Annotated in this window: 17 protein-coding genes and 1 pseudogene; 5 read left to right on the top strand and 13 right to left on the bottom strand. The window is 73.0% G+C overall.

Annotated elements, in window-relative coordinates; genetic code table 11:
• Nucleotides 1-81: 81 nt before the first annotated feature.
• The 4 genes from ACIRQH_RS34475 to ACIRQH_RS34460 form a co-directional block, all read right to left on the bottom strand.
• The gene (locus tag ACIRQH_RS34475) at nt 82-930 is read right to left on the bottom strand and encodes a YhjD/YihY/BrkB family envelope integrity protein (protein ID WP_388876906.1); all 849 of its coding nucleotides are present in this window, start codon (nt 928-930) and stop codon (nt 82-84) included.
• Between the two features lie 119 nt (nt 931-1,049).
• Nucleotides 1,050-2,063 (bottom strand): NAD(P)/FAD-dependent oxidoreductase, encoded by a 1,014-nt coding sequence (locus ACIRQH_RS34470; protein ID WP_388934651.1) that lies wholly within the window; start codon nt 2,061-2,063, stop codon nt 1,050-1,052.
• Nucleotides 2,060-2,599 (bottom strand): isoprenylcysteine carboxyl methyltransferase family protein, encoded by a 540-nt coding sequence (locus tag ACIRQH_RS34465; protein WP_388876767.1) that lies wholly within the window; start codon nt 2,597-2,599, stop codon nt 2,060-2,062. The genes ACIRQH_RS34470 and ACIRQH_RS34465 overlap by 4 nt, the downstream gene beginning before the upstream one ends.
• Nucleotides 2,600-2,636: 37 nt before the next feature.
• A complete protein-coding gene (locus ACIRQH_RS34460; protein ID WP_388876770.1) occupies nt 2,637-3,722 on the bottom strand; it encodes a type III polyketide synthase in 1,086 nt (361 codons plus the stop codon).
• A 163-nt stretch (nt 3,723-3,885) separates the two neighbouring features.
• Here ACIRQH_RS34460 and ACIRQH_RS34455 point away from each other — a divergent pair, with 163 nt between their 5' ends.
• From ACIRQH_RS34455 to ACIRQH_RS34445, 3 genes are all read left to right on the top strand, one after another.
• Nucleotides 3,886-4,755: a UbiA family prenyltransferase gene (locus tag ACIRQH_RS34455; protein ID WP_388876773.1), complete on the top strand. Its 870-nt coding sequence runs from the start codon at nt 3,886-3,888 to the stop codon at nt 4,753-4,755.
• Between the two features lie 219 nt (nt 4,756-4,974).
• Nucleotides 4,975-7,026, top strand: a complete 2,052-nt coding sequence (locus tag ACIRQH_RS34450; RefSeq protein ID WP_388876776.1) for a phosphocholine-specific phospholipase C — start codon at nt 4,975-4,977, stop codon at nt 7,024-7,026.
• A gap of 52 nt (nt 7,027-7,078) precedes the next feature.
• The gene (locus ACIRQH_RS34445) at nt 7,079-7,936 is read left to right on the top strand and encodes a phospholipid scramblase-related protein (RefSeq protein WP_388876779.1); all 858 of its coding nucleotides are present in this window, start codon (nt 7,079-7,081) and stop codon (nt 7,934-7,936) included.
• Between the two features lie 109 nt (nt 7,937-8,045).
• Here ACIRQH_RS34445 and ACIRQH_RS34440 read toward each other — a convergent pair whose 3' ends face one another.
• Both ACIRQH_RS34440 and ACIRQH_RS34435 read right to left on the bottom strand, forming a co-directional pair.
• Nucleotides 8,046-8,999 carry a hypothetical protein gene (locus tag ACIRQH_RS34440; protein WP_358820229.1) on the bottom strand — a complete coding sequence of 318 codons (954 nt, stop codon included), beginning with the start codon at nt 8,997-8,999 and terminating at the stop codon, nt 8,046-8,048.
• On the bottom strand, nt 8,996-9,919 hold the full coding sequence (locus ACIRQH_RS34435) for a phosphatase PAP2 family protein (RefSeq protein ID WP_388876782.1): 924 nt from the start codon (nt 9,917-9,919) through the stop codon (nt 8,996-8,998). Before ACIRQH_RS34435 ends, ACIRQH_RS34440 begins: the two co-directional genes overlap by 4 nt.
• 231 nt (nt 9,920-10,150) lie before the next feature.
• Between ACIRQH_RS34435 and ACIRQH_RS34430 the strand changes: the two genes are divergently transcribed.
• Nucleotides 10,151-10,768 (top strand): TetR/AcrR family transcriptional regulator C-terminal ligand-binding domain-containing protein, encoded by a 618-nt coding sequence (locus ACIRQH_RS34430; protein ID WP_358820231.1) that lies wholly within the window; start codon nt 10,151-10,153, stop codon nt 10,766-10,768.
• Nucleotides 10,769-11,075: 307 nt separating this feature from the next.
• Here the strand turns inward: ACIRQH_RS34430 and ACIRQH_RS34425 are convergent, their stop codons facing one another.
• The 3 genes from ACIRQH_RS34425 to ACIRQH_RS34415 form a co-directional block, all read right to left on the bottom strand.
• Complete coding sequence (locus ACIRQH_RS34425) at nt 11,076-12,086, bottom strand: DUF2510 domain-containing protein (RefSeq protein ID WP_388876785.1); 1,011 nt, start codon at nt 12,084-12,086, stop codon at nt 11,076-11,078.
• Nucleotides 12,087-12,150: 64 nt separating this feature from the next.
• The gene (locus ACIRQH_RS34420; RefSeq protein ID WP_388876788.1) at nt 12,151-13,305 is read right to left on the bottom strand and encodes an anhydro-N-acetylmuramic acid kinase; all 1,155 of its coding nucleotides are present in this window, start codon (nt 13,303-13,305) and stop codon (nt 12,151-12,153) included.
• Nucleotides 13,306-13,309: 4 nt separating this feature from the next.
• Nucleotides 13,310-14,626 carry an MFS transporter gene (locus ACIRQH_RS34415; protein ID WP_388876791.1) on the bottom strand — a complete coding sequence of 439 codons (1,317 nt, stop codon included), beginning with the start codon at nt 14,624-14,626 and terminating at the stop codon, nt 13,310-13,312.
• A gap of 259 nt (nt 14,627-14,885) precedes the next feature.
• On the opposite strand from ACIRQH_RS34415, the pseudogene ACIRQH_RS34410 reads away from it, so the two are divergent.
• Nucleotides 14,886-17,552, top strand: a pseudogene (locus tag ACIRQH_RS34410) (ATP-binding protein).
• Nucleotides 17,553-17,669: 117 nt separating this feature from the next.
• Here ACIRQH_RS34410 and pcaD read toward each other — a convergent pair.
• From pcaD to pcaH, 4 genes are read right to left on the bottom strand one after another with little or no spacing between them, the layout of a single operon-like run.
• Nucleotides 17,670-18,800: a 3-oxoadipate enol-lactonase gene (gene pcaD, locus ACIRQH_RS34405; RefSeq protein WP_388934662.1), complete on the bottom strand. Its 1,131-nt coding sequence runs from the start codon at nt 18,798-18,800 to the stop codon at nt 17,670-17,672.
• The gene (gene pcaB, locus ACIRQH_RS34400; protein WP_358820745.1) at nt 18,797-20,146 is read right to left on the bottom strand and encodes a 3-carboxy-cis,cis-muconate cycloisomerase; all 1,350 of its coding nucleotides are present in this window, start codon (nt 20,144-20,146) and stop codon (nt 18,797-18,799) included. Before pcaB ends, pcaD begins: the two co-directional genes overlap by 4 nt.
• Nucleotides 20,143-20,706, bottom strand: a complete 564-nt coding sequence (pcaG, locus tag ACIRQH_RS34395; protein ID WP_388876802.1) for a protocatechuate 3,4-dioxygenase subunit alpha — start codon at nt 20,704-20,706, stop codon at nt 20,143-20,145. The genes pcaB and pcaG overlap by 4 nt, the downstream gene beginning before the upstream one ends.
• Before the next feature lie 2 nt (nt 20,707-20,708).
• Nucleotides 20,709-21,476, bottom strand: a complete 768-nt coding sequence (pcaH, locus tag ACIRQH_RS34390) for a protocatechuate 3,4-dioxygenase subunit beta (RefSeq protein WP_358820743.1) — start codon at nt 21,474-21,476, stop codon at nt 20,709-20,711.
• Nucleotides 21,477-21,483: the final 7 nt, after the last annotated feature.

Genomic DNA, 21,483 nt, shown 5'->3' with positions numbered 1-21,483 from the left:
GCAACAGCACTTCCGCCCGGCGGAAGCCCCGCCCCGGCGAAGGGACCGGACGACCGCACGGCCCTCCGCCGCGCACCGCCCTCAGCGTTCCCGGCGCGCCGCCCTCCGCTTCTTCACGGCCTCGGCCACCGACGGGAGTTCCTCGTGCAGGAGCCGTCCCACCAAGGCGCCGTCGAACACGACGACCCCCACGCCGACCAGCCAGGACTGGACGACCAGGGCGGTGCCGAACGGACCGTAGGTGACGGCGCTGGAGGCGATCAGCGGTGAGAAGACGAGGCGTGAGAAGACGCGCAGCCCCAGCAGGCCGAGGGCGGTGAGGACCGCGCCGGGCAGCAGAGCCGGCCAGGAGATCCTGCCGCCGAGGAGCACCCACTGCGACCACCAGAAGAAGAGGACGGCACTCAGCGTCGCGGCCAGCGTGCCGGCGGCCGAGTGGCGCCACAGGGTGGTCGTCGCGGTCAGGAAGAGCGAGCCGACGAGCACGGCGAGCCACAGCACATGGCGCCAACGGGCGTACCAGCGGGCCGGGGGCAGGTCCCAGACCTTCTCGTAGCCGGTCTGCACCGCCGCGCCGAAGCCGAGACCGAAGACGGCGAGGGCGGCGAGGCCGAAGGCCGTCGTGGTCTGCAGGACCTGGCCGGGCCGCGTGAACAACTGCGCCACCTGCTCCCGCGCGGGCCTGGACACGCCGAGACCGTCCCCCAGCCACTCGGCGAACCCCCTCCCGTGCGCCGGATCCGCCGCGGAGACGACGATCAGGAGCGGGACCAGGGTGAGGAACCCGAGCGCCGCGAAGCCCAGTGACCGTGACGCCAGTTCGATCTCCGTGCTCCGCCGCCATCCCCGCCCGACGGGCGAATCACGCAGAGCGCGACCCAGCCGGGTCCGCGGGGGCGGGCGGTCGGCGTCGGCGTCGCCGGGAGACATCTTCGGCATGCAGGTCGACTATCACAGATGCCGGTCCCTCCAACAGGGCCTGGAGGGGCGCGCCCTGCCCTCCGCGTGCCGGATCCGCGGTCGGGAGCGCCCGCTTCGACCCGGGTGCGCTACTGGAGTGCCCGGACCGCCGCCGCGAAGACCGGGGGCATCCGGGAAGCCGCCGGGACGATGAGCCGGGCGGCACCCGGACGGCTGCTCGCACGCAACAAAGCTCCGGTCAACAGACGATGACGACGCGTCAGAGCGGCCCAGTCACGCTCGTACCGCTCCGGTCGTCCCGCGGCCAGACAGCGGACGGCGGCCCCGGCGGTCCCCACCGCGAGCGCGACGCCCTCACCGGTGAGGGCGTCGAGGTATCCCGCCGCGTCCCCGACGAGCAGCACACGGCCCGCGACCCTGCGCCGTACGCGCTGGAGCAGCGGCCCGGCGCCCCGCACACTCGTGTCGGCGGGGCCGCGCAGCGACGCCGTGAGGCCGGGGAAGTCGGCCAGATGGTCGTCGTAGGGGCGACGCGTGCGGCTGAGGACGGCGACGCCCACCAGGTCGTCGGCCACCGGCGTCACGTAGGCCTCCCCGTGCCGCGACCAGTGGACCTCCACGAAGTCCGTCCACGGCTCGACGCGGAAGTGCCGGCGAAGCCCGTAGCGGCCGTGCGGCCGGGCCGGGCGTTCCAGCCCGAGTCCGCGGCGCACCGGGGAGTGCAGTCCGTCGGCGGCGATCAGCCAACGGGCGGTGATCCCGGCGGCGGTGACCGTGTCCGTGCTCTGGCGCACCTCACCGACCTTGCCCTGGACGACGCGCACTCCCAGACCGAGAGCGCGCCGGTGCAGCGCGGCGTGCAGTGCCGTACGGCGGATCCCGAGCCCCGGCTGTCCGCGGAAGGGTGCCTCGGCGCGGGCGGCCCCGTCCACGTACCGGATGCCGCGCAGGTCGCGCCCCGCCACCTCCACCCCCAGCGCCCGCAGCGCCGCGACACCGCTGGGCATGACGCCCTCCCCGCACGCCTTGTCCACGGGCGAGACCCTGGGCTCCACGACGACGGCCTCCAGGCCCGCGAGCGCGGCGTGCACCGCGGCGGCCAGCCCGGCCGGCCCGCCGCCCGCCACCAGCACGTCGATCACGCCGGCACCGTAGCGGCCGGTGCGGTGGCGGACTCCAGCACCCGGTTCTCGCAGCGGACGCGCACGGTGAGCAGCGCCGCGTTCAGGACGGTGAAGACGACCGCGGTGATCCAGGCCGTGTGGACGAGCGGCAGCGCCACCCCCTCGGCGACGACCGCCACGTAGTTGGGGTGCCGCAGCCGGCGCCAGCGGTAGGGGCCCCTCGCCACCAGCGGCAGACCGGGGACGACGATCACGCGCGTGTTCCACCGCGGGCCGAGGCTGCGGATGCACCACCACCGCAGCGCCTGGGCGCCCGCGAGGACGGCCAGCATCGGCCATGCGAGCGCCGGGACGAAGGGCCGGCCGGCCGCCCACACCTCGGCGAGGCACCCCGCCAGCAGGCCGGTGTGCAGGGCGACCATCGCCGGGTAGTGGCCCTGCCCGGCGACGGTGGCGCCCCGTGCGGTGCTCCAGCGTTCGTTCCGGCGGGCGACGACGAGTTCGGCGACGCGTTCGGCGGCGACGGCGGCCACGAGAAGTCCGTACCAGATCATGATTCCTGCGTCCTGTGTCCTTCGGCGGTGCGGGCCACTACCAGCGCAGCAGGACGAGTTCGCAGGCGAAGCCCGGTCCCATCGCCAGCAGCAGACCCGGGGTGCCCGGCGCCGGGCGGCGGTCGGCGAGGGTGTCGCGCAGCACGTGGAGCACCGAGGACGAGGACAGGTTGCCGACGTCCCTCAGATGACGCCATGTCACATCCAGTGCGCTGTCGGGGAGTTCGAGGGCCTCGGTGACGGCGTGCAGGACCTTGGGGCCGCCCGGATGGCACACCCAGGCGGTCACGTCCTTCGGCTTCAGACCGTGGTCGCCGAGGAACCCCTCGACGTCCTCGGCGAGATAGCGGCGCACCACGTCGGGGACCTGCGGATCGAGGACGACCCGGAAGCCGGAGGTCCTGATCTCCCAGCCCATGACGCGTCCCGTGTCCGGGTACAGGTGGCTGCGGGTGTCGACGACGGTCGGGCCGTCGTTCGCGGTGCTGCCGTTGCTCCCGGTTCCGGCCCGGGCGCGGTCCGCGCCGCAGGCCACGACCGCGGCGGCCCCGTCCCCGAACAGGCCGGTGGCGACGAGGTTGGCCATCGAGGCGTCGTTCCGCTGGAACGTGAGCGTGCACAGCTCGACGGAGAGCAGGACCGCCACCTGGTCGGGGTGGCCCAGCAGGTAGTCGTGCATACGGGCCAGACCGGCGGCGCCCCCGGCGCAGCCCAGGCCGAACAGCGGAAGCCGCTTGACGTCCGGACGCAGTCCCAGGCGGCCGACCAGCCGGGCGTCGATCGAAGGGGTGGCGATACCGGTGACCGAGGTGAAGATCAGCAGGTCCACGTCGGTGGGGGAGAACCCCGACCGGTGCAGTGCCTCGCGGACCGTCCTGGCGCCCAGGTCGGTGGCGGCCGTGATGAAGACGTCGTTGGCGGCGCCGAACCCGTCGAGTTCCCCGTACCGGTCGAGCGGCAGCGTCGTGTGGCGGGAGCGGACCTGCGCGCTGGTGTGGAGCCTGTCCAGGACCCGGCGGTCGGCGCCCTCGGGCAGACAGGTGCGCGCCACTATGTCGGTGATCTCGGACTGGGCGTGACGGTGGGTTGCGAGGGCGCCGTGAACGGCGGCGATCCGCGTCATGTGGTTCCCGTCCGGTGACCGACTGGGTGGATGCCTGCACCTGTTCCCCGGACCGCGCCCTCACCACCAGGGATCGCCCGTCCGGCGGCTCGCCCGGACGGACGTTCGCACCTTCGGGCGCGCATGCGGCCGGTGCGGGGCGAGCGCGCCTACGATCGGCCGCGTGGGCACTCCCGGGCAGTCGACGACCGGCCACCCGGAGGCGAGGTGGGCCGGCCGGGTGGCCGGTCTGATCGGGTCCTGCCACCCCGGGCCCGTCGTGGCGGTCACCGCGTTGACGACCGCGCTCGCCGCGACCGCGGGCCAGAGTGCGGCCCGCTGTGTGCTGACCGCCCTCGCCACGCTGACCGGCCAGTTGTCCGTCGGCTGGTGCAACGACGCGTTCGACGCGCACCGGGACCTCGCCGCGGGACGTCGCGGAAAACCCGTCGTCGACGGCACCGTCCGGGTGGGTGAGGTGTGGGTGGCCGCGTTCGTGGCGCTGGCGCTCTGCGCGCCGCTGTCGTTGGCCTGCGGACTCCTCGCGGGCGCCGTCCACCTGACCGGAGTCGCGGCGGCCTGGGCGTACGACCTGCGGCTCAAGGCGACCGTCTGGTCCTGGTTGCCGTACGCGGTGGGGTTCGCGGCGCTGCCGGCGTTCGTGGCGTTGGGCCTGCCGGGCCGGCCGTGGCCGGCCTGGTGGGCGGTCACCGCGGGGGCTCTCCTCGGGATCGGCGCCCACCTCGGTGACGTCCTGCCGGACATCCGGGGTGATCTGGCGATCGGTGTACGGGGATGGCCGCACCGGCTCGGCCCGGACGGCGCCCGGCTGCTGCTGCCGGTACCGCTGGTGGCCGCTTCCGCCACGCTGGTGCTGGGGCCGGCCGGACCGCCCGGCGGACGGGGGATCGCCGCGCTCGCGCTGGCCGCCCTGGTGGCGGTGACGGGGACGCTGCTGGGGCGCCGCCGGGAACGGGCGGCGTTCGCGGCGGCCGTCGCCGTCGCCGTGGTCGACGTGGCGCTGCTGCTGGTCCGTGGGACGGGTATCGCGTAACGGTCCGGCCTCCGCCGGTCCGGGAGTCGCGCTCCGGCGCGTCCCGGGCACCGATATGCCTGACGACCTGTCCGGACCGTTCGCCTCGCGTACCTCTGAGTTTCACGCAAGAGCCACAGGGCCCTTTCCTGACGTTTGGTGCTCTTGGAACACTCGCTTCGCGCACGTTTCATCAAAAGCGGCCACGGCGGCCCGTCAGGACAAAGAGGTTACTCACTCATGCCCCAAGTGAATCGACGCCGATTCCTCCAGCTCGCCGGTGGCACAGCGGCGTTCACCGCGCTGTCGAACAGCATCCAGCGCGCCGCGGCCCTGCCCGCGCACCACCGCTCCGGGACGATCGAGGACGTCGAGCACATCGTCGTCCTGATGCAGGAGAACCGTTCGTTCGACCACTACTTCGGCTCGCTGAAGGGCGTCCGCGGTTTCGGGGACCCGCGCCCGGCGACCACGACGGGCACCAAGTCCGTCTGGTACCAGTCGGACGGCACCAAGGACGTGCTCCCCTTCCACCCCGAGGCGGACGACCTCGGGCTGGCCTTCATCCAGGACCTGCCGCACGGCTGGAGCGACGGACACACCGCCTTCAACAAGGGCAGGTACGACAAGTGGGTGCCCGCCAAGTCGGCCACGACGATGGCCTATCTGAAGCGTGAGGACATCCCGTTCCACTACGCGCTGGCCGACTCCTTCACCGTCTGTGACGCGTACCACTGCTCGTTCATCGGCTCGACGGACCCGAACCGCTACTACATGTGGACGGGTTACACGGGCAACGACGGCAAGGGCGGCGGCCCGGTCCTCGGCAACGACGAGGCCGGCTACAGCTGGACGACGTACCCCGAGCGGCTGGAGGCGGCCGGGGTCTCCTGGAAGATCTACCAGGACATCGGCGACGGCCTCGACGCGGCCGGTTCCTGGGGCTGGATCTCCGACGCCTACCGCGGCAACTACGGCGACAACTCGCTGCTCTACTTCGACCAGTACCGCGACGCAAAGCCCGGCGACCCGCTCTACGACAAGGCGCGCACCGGCACCGACGCGACCAAGGGTGAGGGCTTCTTCGACCGGCTGCGGGCCGATGTGTCGGGTGGCACGCTGCCGCAGATCTCCTGGATCGCCGCCCCCGAGGCCTTCACCGAACACCCCAACTGGCCCGCCAACTACGGCGCCTGGTACATCTCCCAGGTCCTCGACGCGCTCACCTCCGACCCCGAGGTGTGGAGCAAGACGGCGCTGTTCATCACGTACGACGAGAACGACGGCTTCTTCGACCACCTGGTGCCGCCGTTCCCTCCGCAGTCCGCCGCGCAGGGCAAGTCCACCGTCGACGTCGGCCCCGACCTGTACAAGGGGGACGCGAGCCACGCCGCCGGACCCTACGGGCTCGGCCAGCGGGTGCCGATGCTCGTCGTCTCGCCCTGGAGCAAGGGCGGCTACGTCTGCTCCGAGACGCTCGACCACACATCGATCATCCGATTCATGGAGGCCCGGTTCGGGGTGCGCGAGCCCAACATCTCGCCCTGGCGCCGCGCGATCACCGGTGACCTCACCGCCGCCTTCGACTTCGCGCACCAGGACACCAAGCCGGTCGCGCTGCCCGACACCGACGGCTACCGGCCGCCGGACCACGACCGCCACCCCGACTACGTGCCGACCCCGCCGGCGAACCCGGCGCTCCCCAAGCAGGAGCGCGGCTCGCGTCCGGCCCGGCCCCTCAAGTACGCGCCCCTCGTGGACGGTTCGGCCGACACCGCGGCCGGCACGTTCACCCTCACCTTCGGCTCCGGCGCCAAGGCGGGCGCCGCCTTCCTCGTCACGTCCGGAAACCGCACCGACGGCCCCTGGACGTACACCACCGAGGCGGGCAAGACGGTCGCCGACACCTGGAACTCGGCGTACTCGAACGGCTCGTACGACCTCACGGTGCACGGTCCGAACGGATTCCTGCGCACCTTCAAGGGTGCCGGCAAGACGGCCGGCCCCGAGGTCACGGCCCGCCATGCCGGCAACGACGTCGAGCTGACGTTCACCAACAAGGGGACGGCCACGGCGAACCTGAGGCTCACCAGCCGGTACGGCGGGCAGGCCCAGGTCTTTAGGGTGAAGGCGGGGGCGACCGTGAAGCACACGGTGGACCTGCGGGCGAGCAAGCGCTGGTACGACCTGAGCGTGGCCTCCGACACGGACGCGGGCTTTCTGCGGCGATTCGCCGGACATGTCGAGAACGGCCGGGCGGGCGTCAGCGACCCGGCTCTCATCACCGTCTGATGCCCACCCGACTGCCGGTTGATTTCCGGCCATGTCACGGTAGTGTGCCCCGGTGACCACGCATTCGAACACTCCTGCAGGTTGGTACCCGGACCCGAACGGAACGCCCCAGGCGTTGCGTTACTGGGACGGTTCGCAGTGGACCGACCACACGAATGCGGACCAGCAGGCCCCGGCCGCGCAGCAGGTTCCGCAGCAGGCCCAGGCGCAGCAGCAGGCGTTTCCCCAGCAGGCCGCGCCGGCTTCCGACCCGCGCGTGCAGCGTCAGGTGCAGCAGCAGGCCGGAGTCGCCGCGGGCGGCGTCGGCGGCGGCAGCCTGTTCACCGAGCCGGTCCTGGTGGTGAACCAGAAGGCCAAGCTGATCGAGCTGACCAACGAGTACAAGGTCATGGACCAGCAGGGCAACCTGATCGGTTCGGTCGTCCAGGTCGGGCAGAACGCGTTCAAGAAGTTCCTGCGCTTCGTCTCCAGCCTCGACCAGTACATGACGCACAAGCTGGAGATCCGTGACGCGCACGGACAGCCGCAGCTGCTGCTGACGCGTCCCGCGAAGTTCATCAAGTCGCGGGTGATCGTCACGCGTCCGGACGGTTCGCCGGTCGGCGAGATCGTCCAGCAGAACATGATCGGCAAGATCAACTTCGCGATCAACGCCGACGGCCGGCAGGTCGGCGCCATCAAGGCGGAGAACTGGCGGGCCTGGAACTTCGCGATCGTCGACCACGCCGACAACGAGGTGGCCCGGATCACGAAGACCTGGGAAGGCCTCGCCAAGACCATGTTCACGACCGCGGACAACTACGTCCTGCAGATCCACTTCCAGCTCCCCGAGCCCCTGCTGAGCCTCGTCGTCGCGACGGCGCTCACCGTCGACACGGCGCTCAAGCAGGACTCCCGCGGACTGGGATGAACCGACCGGGCCTGCGGCCCGGACGTACGGAAGGGCGGTCGCGGATCTCTCCGCGACCGCCCTTCCGTTCCCCGCTGTGGCGCGGCGTCCGTTCCGCGCGCGGTCCTGACTACAGGGACGTGAGGTGTCCCGGGCTGGGCCGCTGCGGGAGCAGGGACGGCTCGTAGGTCGCCGTTCCCGGTTCCAGTGCCAGCACCGCCGCCACCGGATGGTCGTCGTCGACGGCCGGTTCCGCCAGCACGGCCGGTTCCGGAGCCGAGCGGGACAGCGTCACCACACCCCAGCCCGCGACGGACGCCCCGGCCAGCGCGAGCAGGACACCCGCCACCCCGCCCTGCAGACGTTCGCCGAGCAGCGACAGACCGATCACGGCGGCGGCCAGCGGGTTGGCGAGGGTCACGACCGCCAGCGGTGCGCCGAGTCCGCCCTGATAGGCGGTCTGCGACAGCAGGAGTCCGCCCGCCGCGAAGACCGCGACCAGCAGCGCCACCACGATCACCTGGGCGCTCAGCAGCGAGTCCGAACGGTCCGTCGCGGCCACCGTCACGGTCTGGGTGAGGGCGGAGGCGACACCCGAGGCGAACCCGGAGGCCGTCGCGTGCCGCAGCCCGGGCCGCGCGCCGCGCGCCAGGGCGCCGATGAGCACGGCGGTCGTACCGGCCACGCCCAGCGCCTGCGGCAGGCTGAGCACGTCGTCGGGCGCCGGCCCGGACGCCGTGACGAGCAGGGCGGCGAGGCCGATCAGGGTGAGCGCCGTACCGCGCCACTCGACCGGGCTGACCTTCCGGCCGGCGACCCGGGCGCCCAGCGGGACCGCCGCGACCAGGGTGAGCGCGCCGAGCGGCTGCACCAGGGTGAGCGTTCCGTACTTGAGGGCGGCGACGTGCAGCAGCGCGGCCGCGGCGTTCAGCACCACGGACCACCACCAGGCGCCGTTCGCCAGCAGACGCAGCGTGCCCGAGCCGCCCGACCGGGCGGCGAGCCGCTCCTGCGAGACGGCCGCGGCGGCGTAGGCGACGGCGGAGAACAGGGACAGGACGATGGCGGCCATGGTCGGATTCATCGTCCCGCTCCGACCAGCTCGGGCCGGTCCTGCGCCGGGATCCTGGCGCGTCCGTGCCCCTGGTCCCGGACCGCGGTCGTCGCCGTGCGGCGCGGCGCGTGGACCACGGCGAGCGCGACGCCCAGCAGCGCGGCCGCGACGACCGAGTCGAGCCAGTAGTGGTTCGCGGTGCCCACGATCACCAGCAGCGTCAGCAGCGGATGCAGCAGCCACAGCCAGCGCCAGCGCGACCGGGTCGCCGCGATCAGCCCGATCGCGACCATGAGCGCCCAGCCGAAGTGCAACGACGGCATGGCGGCGAACTGGTTCGCCATCGCGTCGGTCGCCGGGTGCGCCCCGTACACGGAGGGCCCGAACAACTGCCCGGTGTCCAGGAGGCCGGACTCCCCGAGCAGCCGCGGCGGGGCGAGCGGGAAGGTGAGGTGCCCGACCAGGGCGGCGGCGGTGACCAGGGCGAGGACCCGGCGTGCCCACACGTAGTGCGTGGGGCGCCGCAGATAGAGCCAGACCAGGAAGGCCGCGGTGGCCGGGAAGTGCACGGTCGCGTAGTAGGTGTTCGCGATGTGCACGAGGGTGTCGCTGTGCAACAGGGCGGTCTGGACGGCGCCTTCACCCGGCAGGTGGAGGGAGCGCTCGGCGTCCCACACCCGGTGAGCGTTGGCGAACGCCTCCGCCGTGTGGCCGGTGGCCAGCTGGCGCCCGACCTTGTAGACGACGAAGAGGCCGACGACGAGCAGCAGCTCGCGCACGAGCGGCGGTCGCGCCGCGCGGTCGCCCGCGGCCGGCCCGATCCGGCGCTCGCCGGCGTGCGCCCGCGCGAGGACGCCGCGCGGCGCCCTCGCGGGTGCGGCCGCGTCGGGCGGCTCCGGTTCCGGTGCGGACTCGGATGCGGAAACTGCAGGCTCGGTTCGGGAATCCATCCCCCGGCCCCCTTGCTGACGATCGTGCGTGGGGTGGTGCGTGGTGAGCCCAGGACAGGCTCCACTCGGCGTCCGGTCCGGAGGAGTGGATCCTGTCCAAGGCTCATCGATACGACAGTGTACCGATACGCCAGTGTACCGATACGGGGCAGTACCGGTACAGTGGCGTATCGATTAGAGTGTGTGCAGCACGACACCCGCACGAGACCGGATGCAGCGAGGAGAAGCGCCATGACGTCGCAGGCCGCGGACGGACCGGAGACGGTCGTCGCCTCGCGCCGCTCCAAGATCACGCCCGAGCGTGAGCAGGAGTTCTTCGACGCCGTGCTCGAACAGATCCGCGCATGCGGCTACGAGGCGCTCACCATGGAGGGCGTCGCCGCCAGCACCCGCTGCAGCAAGTCCACGCTCTACCGTCAGTGGCGTACGAAGCCCCAGTTCGTGGCCGCCGCGCTGCGCAACAACCGCTGTCCGCGGTTCACGGGGATCGACACCGGCTCGCTCGCCGGCGATCTGCGGGAGGCGGCCCGGGCCGCGGGCGAATGGGCGGGCCGGGACAGCACCCAGCTGCTCCAGGGCCTCGGCAACGCCGTGATGCAGGACAAGGAGCTCCAGCAGGCGCTCCGCGACGAGCTGGTCGAACCCGAGGTCGTCGAGCTGCGGCAGATGATCGCCCGTGGCGTCGAGCGCGGTGAGATCGCCGCCGACCATCCGGCGCTGGAGTTCGTACCGGCCCAGATGCTCGGCGTCCTGCGGGTACGCCCGCTCCTGGAGGGCCAGTACGCGGACGCGGCGTATCTCACACAGTTCGTGGAGGCGGTCGTGCTGCCGGCCCTTGGCCTGACCTGAGACTCAGGCCGCCGTCCGCGGGATGACCGGACGACGGCCTGTCACGCGCCGCACCGTGGGGACGGGGGCGGCGCACACCCCCCGGCCGGGTGGGGTTCCCCTTGAGCGGAGGGGCGCTCCACCCGGCCGAACCATGTCCGGGGCCCCGCTCCTTCATGCGGGCACGAGGACGCCGGGACGCGATCACCGGCGGTGACGGACGACGGCGGCGGGACGCGGCCGCCCGCGCGGGTACGGCGGTGGGACGCGGCGCGGGTCCGTGCCGTACGCCACGGACCCGCGCCGCTCCGAAGGACTCGCTGACGTCCTAGACGTTCTGCCCGTCGCCGCCGGTCCCCGAGGCCACCTTGATGCCCTTGGTGATGGTGTCGATCGTCGACAGCTCGGGCGCCTTGGAACTGACGTCGACGCCGAAGCGGACGACCACGAGAGCGGAGGGGTCGGCGGGGGAGGGGAAGACGAGCGACTCGACGTACCCGTCGTCGCCCTTGCTCGTCGCGACCTTCCAGCGGACCAGATAACCCTTCCGGCCGGCCACCGTCACCGCCTTGGAGGCCAGCTCCTTGTGCGAGGTGATCGAGCCGTAGCCCTTGCCGTAGGACTCCGTGGCGTTCTTGGAGATGTCCTCCTTGGCCGCCGCCTCCGGGGTCTTCCCCTTCAGGCCCTGGAGTTTGGCGGGAGCCGAATAGGCGCCGCCGCGCTGGCACTTCTGCGAGGTGTCACCGGGGCACTTGTAGGTGTCCTTGGTGGAGACCGTCGCGCTGCCCGTGCCGTCCTGGCCGGTCCAGCCGTCCGGCACCGGGATGCTGATGCCGTTGTAGGAGTCCGTGGCGAAGCCGGCCTCGGTCTGCGGTTGTCCCGACTGGCCGGGCGCCGGGCTCTGCTCGCCGAAGCCGCCGGATCCTCCGGAGTCCCCGGGAGCGCCGCCGGACCCGCCCTCACCGCCGGAACCGCCCTGCCCGTTCGGGCCACCGCTCGGGCCGCCCTGGACGCCCGGTGCGCCCTGGCCTGCGGGGTCACGGGAGGCGGAGCTGCCGCCGTCGTCCTTGGTCAGGGCGTACACGCAGCCGCCGATCCCCGCGAGGACGGCGATGGCCGCGACGACCGCTATGCCCGTGCGCAGTCCGCGCCTGCGGGACCCCGGCGGTGCCGGATGGGGCGCTGCCGGCGGATGGGCCGGGGGACCCCAGGGAGCGGCCGGTCCGACGGCGCGGACCTGGTCCGTCCATGTCTTACCGTCCCACCAGCGCTCGGCGGCGGGAGCGTCACTTGTCTGCCCGGGGTCGGGATACCAGCCGGGGGGAGTCACCTGCGTCATGGACCCACCGTATGAGCCCCGGGTGAAAGGCGGATGAGAGGGTTCCCCTCCCGGGCCGCCGGGGTCACTTCAGGACGAGCCGCACCGGGGCCCGCTCCGCCGGCGGGGGCAGCCGCAGGCCGTCCCGGCCCGGGGTCAGCGAGCCGAGCACGCTCGGACGGCGGGCGCCGGTGCTCACCGGGTCCGTGCCCGCGAGACCGTGCAGGGTCAGGAAGCCGAGGACCGCGAAGGCGTACGCCTCCTTCGCCGCCGACGGCAGCCCCAGTTCGTCGGAGGTGCGCACCGCCACGCCGGGGAGCCGCGCACCCAGCATCGCCATGAGGGCCGGGTTGCGGGTGCCGCCGCCGGAGGCGATCACCTCCGTGGCACCCACCGACCGGACGGCGTCCGCGACGGTCACGGCGGTGAGTCGGGTGAGGGTGGCGATCACGTCCTCGGCGGTCAATGTCCCGAACCCCGCGAGGGCGTCGCGCAGATAACCGAGATGGAACAGCTCCTTGCCGGTCGTCTTGGGCGCGGGCAGCGCGTAGTACGGCTCCGCCAGCAGCCGTCGGAGCAGCGGCTCGTGGACGGTGCCGCGGGCGGCGAGAGCCCCGTCCACGTCGTGGTCGAGACGTCCTCCGCTCAGGCCCCGGGCCGCCGCGTCGAGGAGCGCGCAGGCGGGGCCGGTGTCGAAGGCGGTCCCGTCCGGCGCGGTGAGGTTGGCGATGCCCCCGAGGTTGAGCGCCACCGGGGTCCCGGGCCTGCCGCGCAGCCACAGCAGGTCGACCAGGCTCACCAGGGGGGCTCCCTGGCCTCCGGCGGCGATGTCGCGCGGCCGGAAGTCGGCGACGACCGGCAGGCCCGTGGCCTCGGCGATCCAGGCGGGCTGTCCCAGCTGGAGCGTGCCGTGCACCTGTCCGTTCTCCACCCAGTGGTAGACGGTCTGGCCGTGCGAGGCGATCGCGTCGGCTTCTCCGTCGCACAGCTCACGGGCCGCGCGGACGGCCGTCGCCGCGAACGCGCGGCCGATCAGGGTGTCCAGACGGCACACGTCGGCCAGGCCGGTCGGGGCCGGCGGCAGCGCCGCCGTGAGCAGGTCGCGCAGTTCCGGTTCGTATCCCTCGCTGACCAGCCCGAGGGGCCGCAGGACGAGGGCGTCGCCGTCCAGGTCCAGATCGGCCGCCGCCGCGTCGATCGCGTCGTACGACGTCCCGGACATCAGGCCGATGACCCGCACACGCTCACCTTCCCTTCCTCGTACGGGGCGTGGCGAGTGCCAGCGCGCTCACGGCACAGGCCGCCGCCGCGTAGTACCCGGGAATGTCGACGCTCCCGGTCCGCTTCACGGTTTCCGTGATGATGAGTCCGGCGCAGCCCGAGAACACGGCATTGGACAGGGCGTAGGCGAGTCCGAGTCCCGTGTAGCGCACGCTCGTCGGGAACATCTCCGAGAGCATCGCGGGTCCCGGTCCCGCCATCAGCCCGACGACCGCGCCCGCCACGAGGACGGCGAGCCCCTTCACGGTGTTCGAAGTGCCGCTGTCCTGAAGGAGGTCGAGGAGGGGGACCGAGAGTGCGGTGACGAGCAGGGCCCCGGTGAGCATGACGGGACGGCGGCCGATCCGGTCGCTGAGCAGCCCGGCGGGGACGATCGTGGCGGCGAAGCCCAGGTTGGCGACGACCGTGGCGAGCAGCGCCTGCCGGAAACTGGCGCCCAGAGTGCTCTGGAGGTACGACGGGAGCACCACGAGGAAGGTGTAGCCGGCGGCGGCCCAGCCCATGACCCGGGCCGCGCCGAGGGCGACGGACCACGCCACCTCGCGCGCCGGAGGCTGTCCGGGCGCGGGCCCGTCCGCCGACGCCTCCCGCTCCGTGTGCTCCCGCCGGAACGACGGCGTCTCGTCCAGTCGCAGCCGGAGCCACAGTGCGCCGAGACCGAGCGGCAGGGTCAGCAGGAACGGCAACCGCCATCCCCAGGAGTCGAGTTGGGGTTCGCTGAGCACGGTGGCCAGCAGCGCCGCCACTCCGGCGCCGCCCAGCAGGCCGAGCGCCACGGTGAACGACTGCCACGAGCCGTACAGGCCACGGCGGCCCGGTGGCGCGAACTCCGTCATCACCGACACCGCACCGCCGAACTCCCCTCCCGCGGACAGGCCTTGGACCACGCGAAGCAAGGTGAGCAGCCACGGTGCGAGGGCGCCGACGGTGGCGTACGTGGGGAGGACGCCGATCAACGTGGTCGCGGCCGACATCACGACGATGACGGTGATGAGGACGGGCCGTCGCCCGACACGGTCGCCGAGCCGTCCGAACAGCGCGGCGCCCACGGGCCGGAAGAAGAACGCGAGCGCGAAGGACGCATAGGTCTTCGCCAGGCCCTCGATCTCGCTGCCGCCCTCCGGCGTGAAGAAGCGGGCGGCGATGATCGTGGCGAAATAGCCGTAGACGCCGAACTCGTACCACTCGATGAAGTTGCCCACGGATCCCGCGAGCAGGGCTCTGCGGGACTGCCCGGGCCGGACGGCGCGCAGGTCGGAGTCGTGCGCGGGGGCGCTCATGCCGGTTCCTCCCGGAGGCGTGCGGGGGCCGGTCGCTGCCGGCCCTCGGCGAAACGATGTTGGAAAGTTAGCGTCAATTCCCGGGTGGTCGACTGTCAATAACTTTCACAACGGTCGTCGGGGGCTCCGGGGCGTCGCCTCCAATACATCGCCGTCACTCGTCTCGGCAACTGGTGACGGGTCCCGCCTCCGCCAAGGCGTCCAGGCGGCTAGGCTCGTTCCCTGTACGTCGTTTGGGCGACCGTGGGGAGGGAGCGGGATGACGGAGGTACGGCCCGGAGCGGTCGCCTCGGCCTCCCTGTGGGAGCGCGACGAGGAGGTCTCCACACTCGAAGCGGCGATCACCGCGCTGCGCGCGGACTCCGCGACCTCGGGCAGTCTGCTCGTGCTCAGCGGCGACGCGGGCCTCGGCAAGACGGCTCTCCTCGCCGAGGCGCGCCGCATCGCGGAGCGGAACGGCTGTTCGGTGTGGTCGGCGCGCGGCGGCGAGACCGTCACGTCCGTCCCCTTCAACGTCGTACGGCATCTGTTGCAGCCCGCCCTCGTCTCGCTGCTTCCGGAGGAGGCGCGCGAGTACCTCGGCGACTGGTACGACATCGCGGGCCCCGCCCTCGGCATAACCGAACCGGGCGACCGGCAGCCCGACCCGCAGGGCGTCTGCGACGGACTGGTCGCCGCGGTGCGCCGGCTCGCCAAGCGCGACTGGCCGCTCGTCCTGCTCATCGACGACGCGCACTGGGCGGACCAGGAGACCCTGCGCTGGCTCGCCGCGTTCGCCGAGCGCCTCGACGACCTGTCCGTCCTTGTCGTGGTCGCCCGCAGGCCCGGCGGGGTCAGCGGCGAGAGCGCCCGGCTGCTCGACGCCGTCGCCGCAGCGGCCCTCCCGATCTCCACGCTGAGCGCGCTCACCCCGGTCGCGACCGAGGGCCTCACCCGCGCCACGCTCGGGGAGCACGCGGACGCACCCTTCTGCCGCGAGGTCTGGGCGGTCACCGGCGGCAACCCCTACGAGACGGTCGAACTCCTCGCCAAGGTCCAGGACAGCGACCTCGAACCGGGCGAGGGCTCGGCGGCCGAACTGCGCGACCTGAACCGCTCGGCGCGCGGCCGGGGACTCGTCGCCCGCCTCGAAGGACTCGGCATCGACGCCACCCGGTTCGCCTGGGCGGCCGCCATCCTCGGCACCGGCATCTCCCTCGACCTCGCCGGCCAACTCGCCGGAATGCCCGACGACGAGGCCCAGCGCTGCGCCGAACTCCTCGCCGCGGCGCGCATCCTGACGACCACTCAATCGACGAACGGCCACGGTCCCGAGGGCGACCTGGAGTTCGTGCACCCGCTGATCGCGACCGCCGTCTACCGCTCGATCCCGGACGCCCTGCGCACCGCGATGCACGGGCAGGCGGCCTGGGCCGTCACCGAGTCGGGACGCGGGGCCGCGGCGGCCTCCCGGCACCTCCTCGAAGTGCACCCGGACGACGACCCCGAACTCGTCGAGCAGATGCGCGAGGCCGCCCGCGAACACCTCGCCGTCGGCGCCCCGGACGCCGCCCGACGCTGTCTGGAGCGTGCCCTGCAGGAGCCGCCGCTGCCCGAGGTGCACGCGCTGCTGCTCTACGAACTGGGCTGCGCCACCCTCCTGACCGCGCCGTCCACGACCATCGCCCACCTGCGCGCCGCGCTCGAACGGCCCGGCCTGGAGGACACCGTCCGCGTGGACGCCGTCTTCCGGCTCTCCCAGGCGCTGCTGCACAACAACCAGCTCGACGAGGCCGTCCGCACGGTCGACGCCGAAGTGGACCGGCTCACGCCGGGACCCGCCCGGATGCGGCTGCAGGCCGTGCACTACATGTGGGAGGGCATCCACGCCGGCGAGGAGCGCTCCGGACACTCCAGCGGCCTCGCCGAACTCGCCGCGACGTGCTCCGGACGCGACAACTCCGAGCGCGCCGTGCTGATACTGCGCGGCTTCGACGCGATGACCCGCGGCGAGAACGCCGAGGAGGTCGTGGAACTCTGCGACCGTGCCCTCGTCAACGGCCGCCTCGCACCCGGACTCGGCTGGACCGACACCGAGTGGGGTGTCGAACTCCTGCTGATGCTGGGCAGCGCGTACGCCTACGCCGACCGGCTCGACCGGGCCGAGAGCCTGTTCAGCGAAGCCCTGCGCGCCTATGTGAAGGCCGGCTGAAGCGGCGGCCATCTGTCCCTGGCCAACGCCTACCTCGGACTCGCCCACCGCCGCAGGGGCCGGCTCGCCGACGCCGAGCACTACCAGCGCGAGTCCCTGCGGCTCGCGGAGCGCGTCGGACGCGGACTGCCGCTGTACTGGTCGGCGACCTGCGGCCTCATCGACACCCTGCTGGCCCGCGGTCACGTCCAGCAGGCGGCCGAGATCGCCGAACGCTACGGCTTCGCACCGCCGTACCCCTCCACCATCGTCCTCCCGGACACCCGCTCCGTCCGCGGCCGGCTACTGATCGCCCTCGGCCGCACCAAGGAGGGCGTCAACGAACTGGAGGCGGCGGAGAAGGCGGCCACCGCGCGCGGTCACCACAACACGGTGCTCGCGCCCTGGGCCGTCGACCTCGCCAGAGCGCTCGCCACGGAGGACCCGTCCCGTGCGGCGGCTCTCGCGGCCGAGGCACGTCGCCAGGCCGAGCGGTTCGGCACCGACACGGCGATCGGCGAGGCACTCCGCTGCGCCGCCGCTCTGGAGACCGGCCAGCGCGCCGTCCGGCTCGCCGCGCAGGCGGTCACCTATCTGGAGTCCTCGCCCTGCCAGTACGAGCACGCGGCGGCCCGCATCGAGTACGGCGTCGCCTCCCGCTCGGTGACCGAGCTCAACAAGGGCCTGACGCTCGCCCGCACCAGCGGCGCCGACGGCCTCGTGACGCAGGCGGAACGGGCCTTGGCCGGCCTGTAGGCAAGGGCAGCCCCTCCGGCGTTCGAGGAGCGGGGTCCGGGCGGAGCCCCAGGACCGGGAGGGGATGGGGCGGAGGGGGCGAACGTCAGCCTGCCCCGCCCCGTCCGCTCGCGTGGGTCACTCCGAGGGCGCGCCGTCGTCCTCCGCCAGCACCCGCTGGGCCACGGCGAACGCCGAGTTGGCCGCGGGGACACCGCAGTAGACGGCCGTCTGCAACAGCACCGCGCCGATCTCCTCCGGCGTGAGCCCGTTGCGCCGCGCCGCGCGGACGTGCATCGCCAGCTCGTCGAGATGACCGTGCGCCACCAGCGCGGTCAGCGTGACCAGACTGCGCTCCCGGCGCGTCAGCGTCGGATCGGTCCAGATCTCGCCCCAGGCGTAGCGCGAGATGAAGTCCTGGAACCGTGCTGTGAAAGGTGTCTGGCGGGCCTGCGCACGGTCCACGTGTTCGTCACCGAGGACCTGGCGGCGGACCTCCATGCCCCGTCCCGCGTCCCCCGAGAGGTGGGTCCGCAGCGCCGTCAGAACAGCGTCCGGACGCTGCGCCGGCGCCAGGTGCGAGGCGCCCGGGATCTCGACGAGCGTCGCGCCCGCCACCGCGTCCGCGATCTCCCGAAGATGAGCGGGCGGTGTGGCGGGATCCTCGCGCCCGGCGACGAGCAGCGTCGGCACGCTGATCGACGCGAGCCGGTCCCGGATGTCGAACGCGGCGAGGGCGTCGCAGCAGGCCGCGTACGCGGCGGGATCGGCGGTGCGGTGGTCCTCGACCAGGGCCGGCACGGTGAAGCCGGGGGTGAACCAGCGGCTTTCGGCGCTCGCGGCCACCGGGGCGAGGCCCTCGCGGCGCACCAGGTCGGCCCGCTCCTCCCACGGTTTCGACCCGTTGAAGTGGGCGGAGGAACAGATCACGGCGAGGGAGGTGAGCCGCTCGGGGTGGTGGACCGCGAGGTGCAGGCCCACCGCGCCGCCCAGCGAGACACCGGCGTAGGCGAACCGCTCGATGCCGAGCACGTCGGCCAGCTTCAGCACGAGCCCCGCCAGGTCGGCGACCGTCGCGCCGGGCCCGATCAGATGGCCCGGCGAACCGCCGTGCCCGGGAAGGTCCCAGCGCACGACGCTGTGGGTGACGGACAGTTCGGGTGCGAGACCGTCCCACAGCCCGGTCGACGTCCCGAGCGAGGGCCCCAGGAGCAGCGGGGGAGCGGTGAGGGGGCCTTCGGCGCGGTGGTTGAGGATCTTCCCGGTCAACGTCGCTCCAGAGCACGGTCGGTGAGGGCCCCGGCGGAGCCCGTGTAACGGGTGGGGTCGGTGAGGTCCGCGAGGTCGGACGCGGCGAGGTCCTTGAGGTCGGGTTCCTCGCCGAGCACGTCCGCCAGCGGCCGCCCCTCGGAGACGGCGCGCCCGGCGGCCCGGGTCAGCAGCTCCTTGGCGCGGGCCCGGCCGAGCAACGGAGCGAGTTCGGCGGCCAGCCGTTCGGAGACGATCAACCCGTGGGTGAGGTCCAGGTGTTCACGCATGGCCGCGGCGTCCACCCGCAGCCCTTCGGCGAGTTCGGCCGCCTCCGCCGCCGCTCCGCCGGCCAGCCGGAGCAGGTCGCGCAGCGGCTCCCACTCGGCGTGCCAGGCCCCGGCCGGACGCTCGTCCTCGGCGGCCAGCGCGCCGTACAGCGTGGCCGCGAGCAGCGGTGCCCGGCGCGCCGCGGCGGCGATGAGGGTGGCGCGCACCGGGTTCGCCTTGTGCGGCATCGCGGACGAGCCGCCGCCCGACCCTTCGGCCAGTTCGGCGATCTCCGTGCGGGACAGGGTGAGGACGTCGACGGCCGTCTTGCCCAGTGCACCGGCCGTGAACGCCAGCGCGCCGGCCAGGTCGGCGACCGGGGTCCGCAGGGTGTGCCACGGCAACACCGGGTCGGCGAGGCCGAGTTCGCGGGCGTACGCGGTGGTCAGGCCCCGTGCGTCGTCCGCCCCGAACGCGGTGAAGGCGGCCAGGGTGCCTGCGGCGCCGCCGAGTTGGGCGGGCAGCGACGACCGTACGGCCCGTACACGGTCCCGGGCGTCGAGCACCAGCGAGCGCCAGCCCGCCGCCTTCAGCCCGAAGGTCGTGGGCACCGCGTGCTGGGTGAGGGTACGGCCCGGGAGCACGGTGTCGCGGTGTTCCTCCGCCAGCCGGGCCAGCGCCCGCGCCGTGCGGTCCAGGTCGCCGAGGAGCACGTCCAGGGTGCGGGCGGCGACCAGCATGGTGGCGGAGTCCAGGATGTCCTGGCTGGTCGCGCCCCGGTGCACGTAGGGCGCGTGCTCCGCGACGACGGCGGCGGTCAGGTCCGCGACCAGCGGGATCACCGGGTTACCGCCGGACCGGGCGCGCAGCGCGATCGACGCGACGTCGAAGGCCGCCCCGCCGGCCGCCTCGGACACCGCCGCCGCGGCCTCGGCCGGGGCCAGCCCGAGCGACGCCTGGGCCCGGGTCAGCGCCGCCTCGGCGTCGAGCAGGGCCCGCAGATACGCGGTGTCGCTCGTCTGTGCCGACGCGGGGGAGCCCGCCCACCCGGGGGCGAGCAGGCCGGTGTCGGACGCGACGGGGTCGACAGCTGTCACTGGAACTCCAGGAAGACCGTTTCGCCTTCGCCCTGAAGACGGATGTCGAAACGGTACGTCCGACGGGCGTCCTCGGCCGCGATCAGCGTGGCGCGCCGCCCGTCCGGCAACGCGTCCAGCAGCGGGTCCGCGCCGTCGGCCAGATAGGCGCGGGTGAACAGGTGGTGGGTCAGACCGCGCGCGAACACGCAGACGCTGATGTACGGCAGCCCGGGGTTCCCCGGCGGCAGCGTGCGCAGAGCGTAGTGACCGTCGGCGTCGGTGCCGACGCGGCCGAAGCCCGTGAAGTCGACGCCGTTGCGGCCGAGGAAACCGCCCGTCGACGGATCGCGGCGCAGGGAACCCGGGACGCCGGCCAGGGAGCCGTCGGGCGCCGCCTGCCAGAAGTCCAGCAGGGCGTCGGGGATCGGCACACCCGCCCCGTCGAGGACGTGTCCGTGCAGGGTGATGGTGTCGGGGTGGCCTTCGGGCGCTATGGCGCCGCCGCCCGGGAAGGGCAGCGCGTGGCCGTAGAAGGGGCCGATGGTGTGGGACGGGGTGGGGAGCAACCGCTCGGTCATGTTCAACGGCCTTCCTCGATCCAGGTGGCGGAGGGACCGTCGAGGACGATGTCCCAGCTGTAGCCCATGGAGAACTCGGGCCGGGAGAGACCGTGGTCGTAGGCGGCGACCAGCCGGCCGCGGGCCGCCTCGTCCGTCACGGACCGCAGGATCGGGTCGTAGCCGAACAGCGGGTCGCTCGGGAAGTACATCTGGGTGATCAGCCGCTGCGTGAACGCCGTGCCGAACACCGAGAAGTGGATGTGGGCGGGCCGCCAGGCGTTGGTGTGGTTGCCCCACGGGTACGGTCCCGGTTTGATGGTCGTGAAGGCGTACCGTCCCTGATCATCCGTCAGTGTGCGTCCCACACCGGTGAAGTTGGGGTCGAGCGGTGCCGGGTGCTGCTCCCGCAGATGGGCGTACCGGCCGGCCGCGTTGGCCTGCCAGATCTCGACGAGCTGGCCGCGCACCGGTCGGCCCGCGCGGTCGAGGAGCCGGCCCGAGACGGTGATCCGCTCGCCGATCGGCTCGCCCCGGTGCTGCAGGGTGAGGTCGTTGTCGATCTCCGTTATGTCGGTGACTCCGAAGACCGGGCCCGACAGTTCGACGGTCTCGGGGTCGCCGCTCACGGCGACCAGCGGCTGCCGGGGATGGCGGAGCCGGGAGCTGCGGTAGGGCGGGTAGTCGCGTGCGGGGTGGTGCCGTACGGGCGCGCCGCCGGCGACCGCCTTGTCGTACGCGTCCTGGAGATCCGTGATCTCGACGTCGATGTCCGACTGAGTGAGAGCCATCTCGACT

This window comes from Streptomyces sp. NPDC102279 (genome assembly GCF_044766365.1).
In the GTDB taxonomy this organism is placed as follows: domain Bacteria; phylum Actinomycetota; class Actinomycetes; order Streptomycetales; family Streptomycetaceae; genus Streptomyces.
This window is presented reverse-complemented; position numbering and strand designations above follow the sequence as displayed.

What these genes read in the sequence shown, in the direction of transcription:
- ACIRQH_RS34475 (WP_388876906.1), bottom strand. Translation starts at nt 930, where the DNA reads ATGTCTCCCGGCGACGCCGACGCCGACCGCCCGCCCCCGCGGACCCGG.
- ACIRQH_RS34465 (WP_388876767.1), bottom strand. Translation starts at nt 2,599, where the DNA reads ATGATCTGGTACGGACTTCTCGTGGCCGCCGTCGCCGCCGAACGCGTC.
- ACIRQH_RS34460 (WP_388876770.1), bottom strand. Translation starts at nt 3,722, where the DNA reads ATGACGCGGATCGCCGCCGTTCACGGCGCCCTCGCAACCCACCGTCAC.
- ACIRQH_RS34450 (WP_388876776.1), top strand. Translation starts at nt 4,975, where the DNA reads ATGCCCCAAGTGAATCGACGCCGATTCCTCCAGCTCGCCGGTGGCACA.
- ACIRQH_RS34440 (WP_358820229.1), bottom strand. Translation starts at nt 8,999, where the DNA reads ATGAATCCGACCATGGCCGCCATCGTCCTGTCCCTGTTCTCCGCCGTC.
- ACIRQH_RS34435 (WP_388876782.1), bottom strand. Translation starts at nt 9,919, where the DNA reads ATGGATTCCCGAACCGAGCCTGCAGTTTCCGCATCCGAGTCCGCACCG.
- ACIRQH_RS34430 (WP_358820231.1), top strand. Translation starts at nt 10,151, where the DNA reads ATGACGTCGCAGGCCGCGGACGGACCGGAGACGGTCGTCGCCTCGCGC.
- ACIRQH_RS34425 (WP_388876785.1), bottom strand. Translation starts at nt 12,086, where the DNA reads ATGACGCAGGTGACTCCCCCCGGCTGGTATCCCGACCCCGGGCAGACA.
- ACIRQH_RS34415 (WP_388876791.1), bottom strand. Translation starts at nt 14,626, where the DNA reads ATGAGCGCCCCCGCGCACGACTCCGACCTGCGCGCCGTCCGGCCCGGG.
- pcaG (WP_388876802.1), bottom strand. Translation starts at nt 20,706, where the DNA reads ATGACCGAGCGGTTGCTCCCCACCCCGTCCCACACCATCGGCCCCTTC.
- pcaH (WP_358820743.1), bottom strand. Translation starts at nt 21,476, where the DNA reads ATGGCTCTCACTCAGTCGGACATCGACGTCGAGATCACGGATCTCCAG.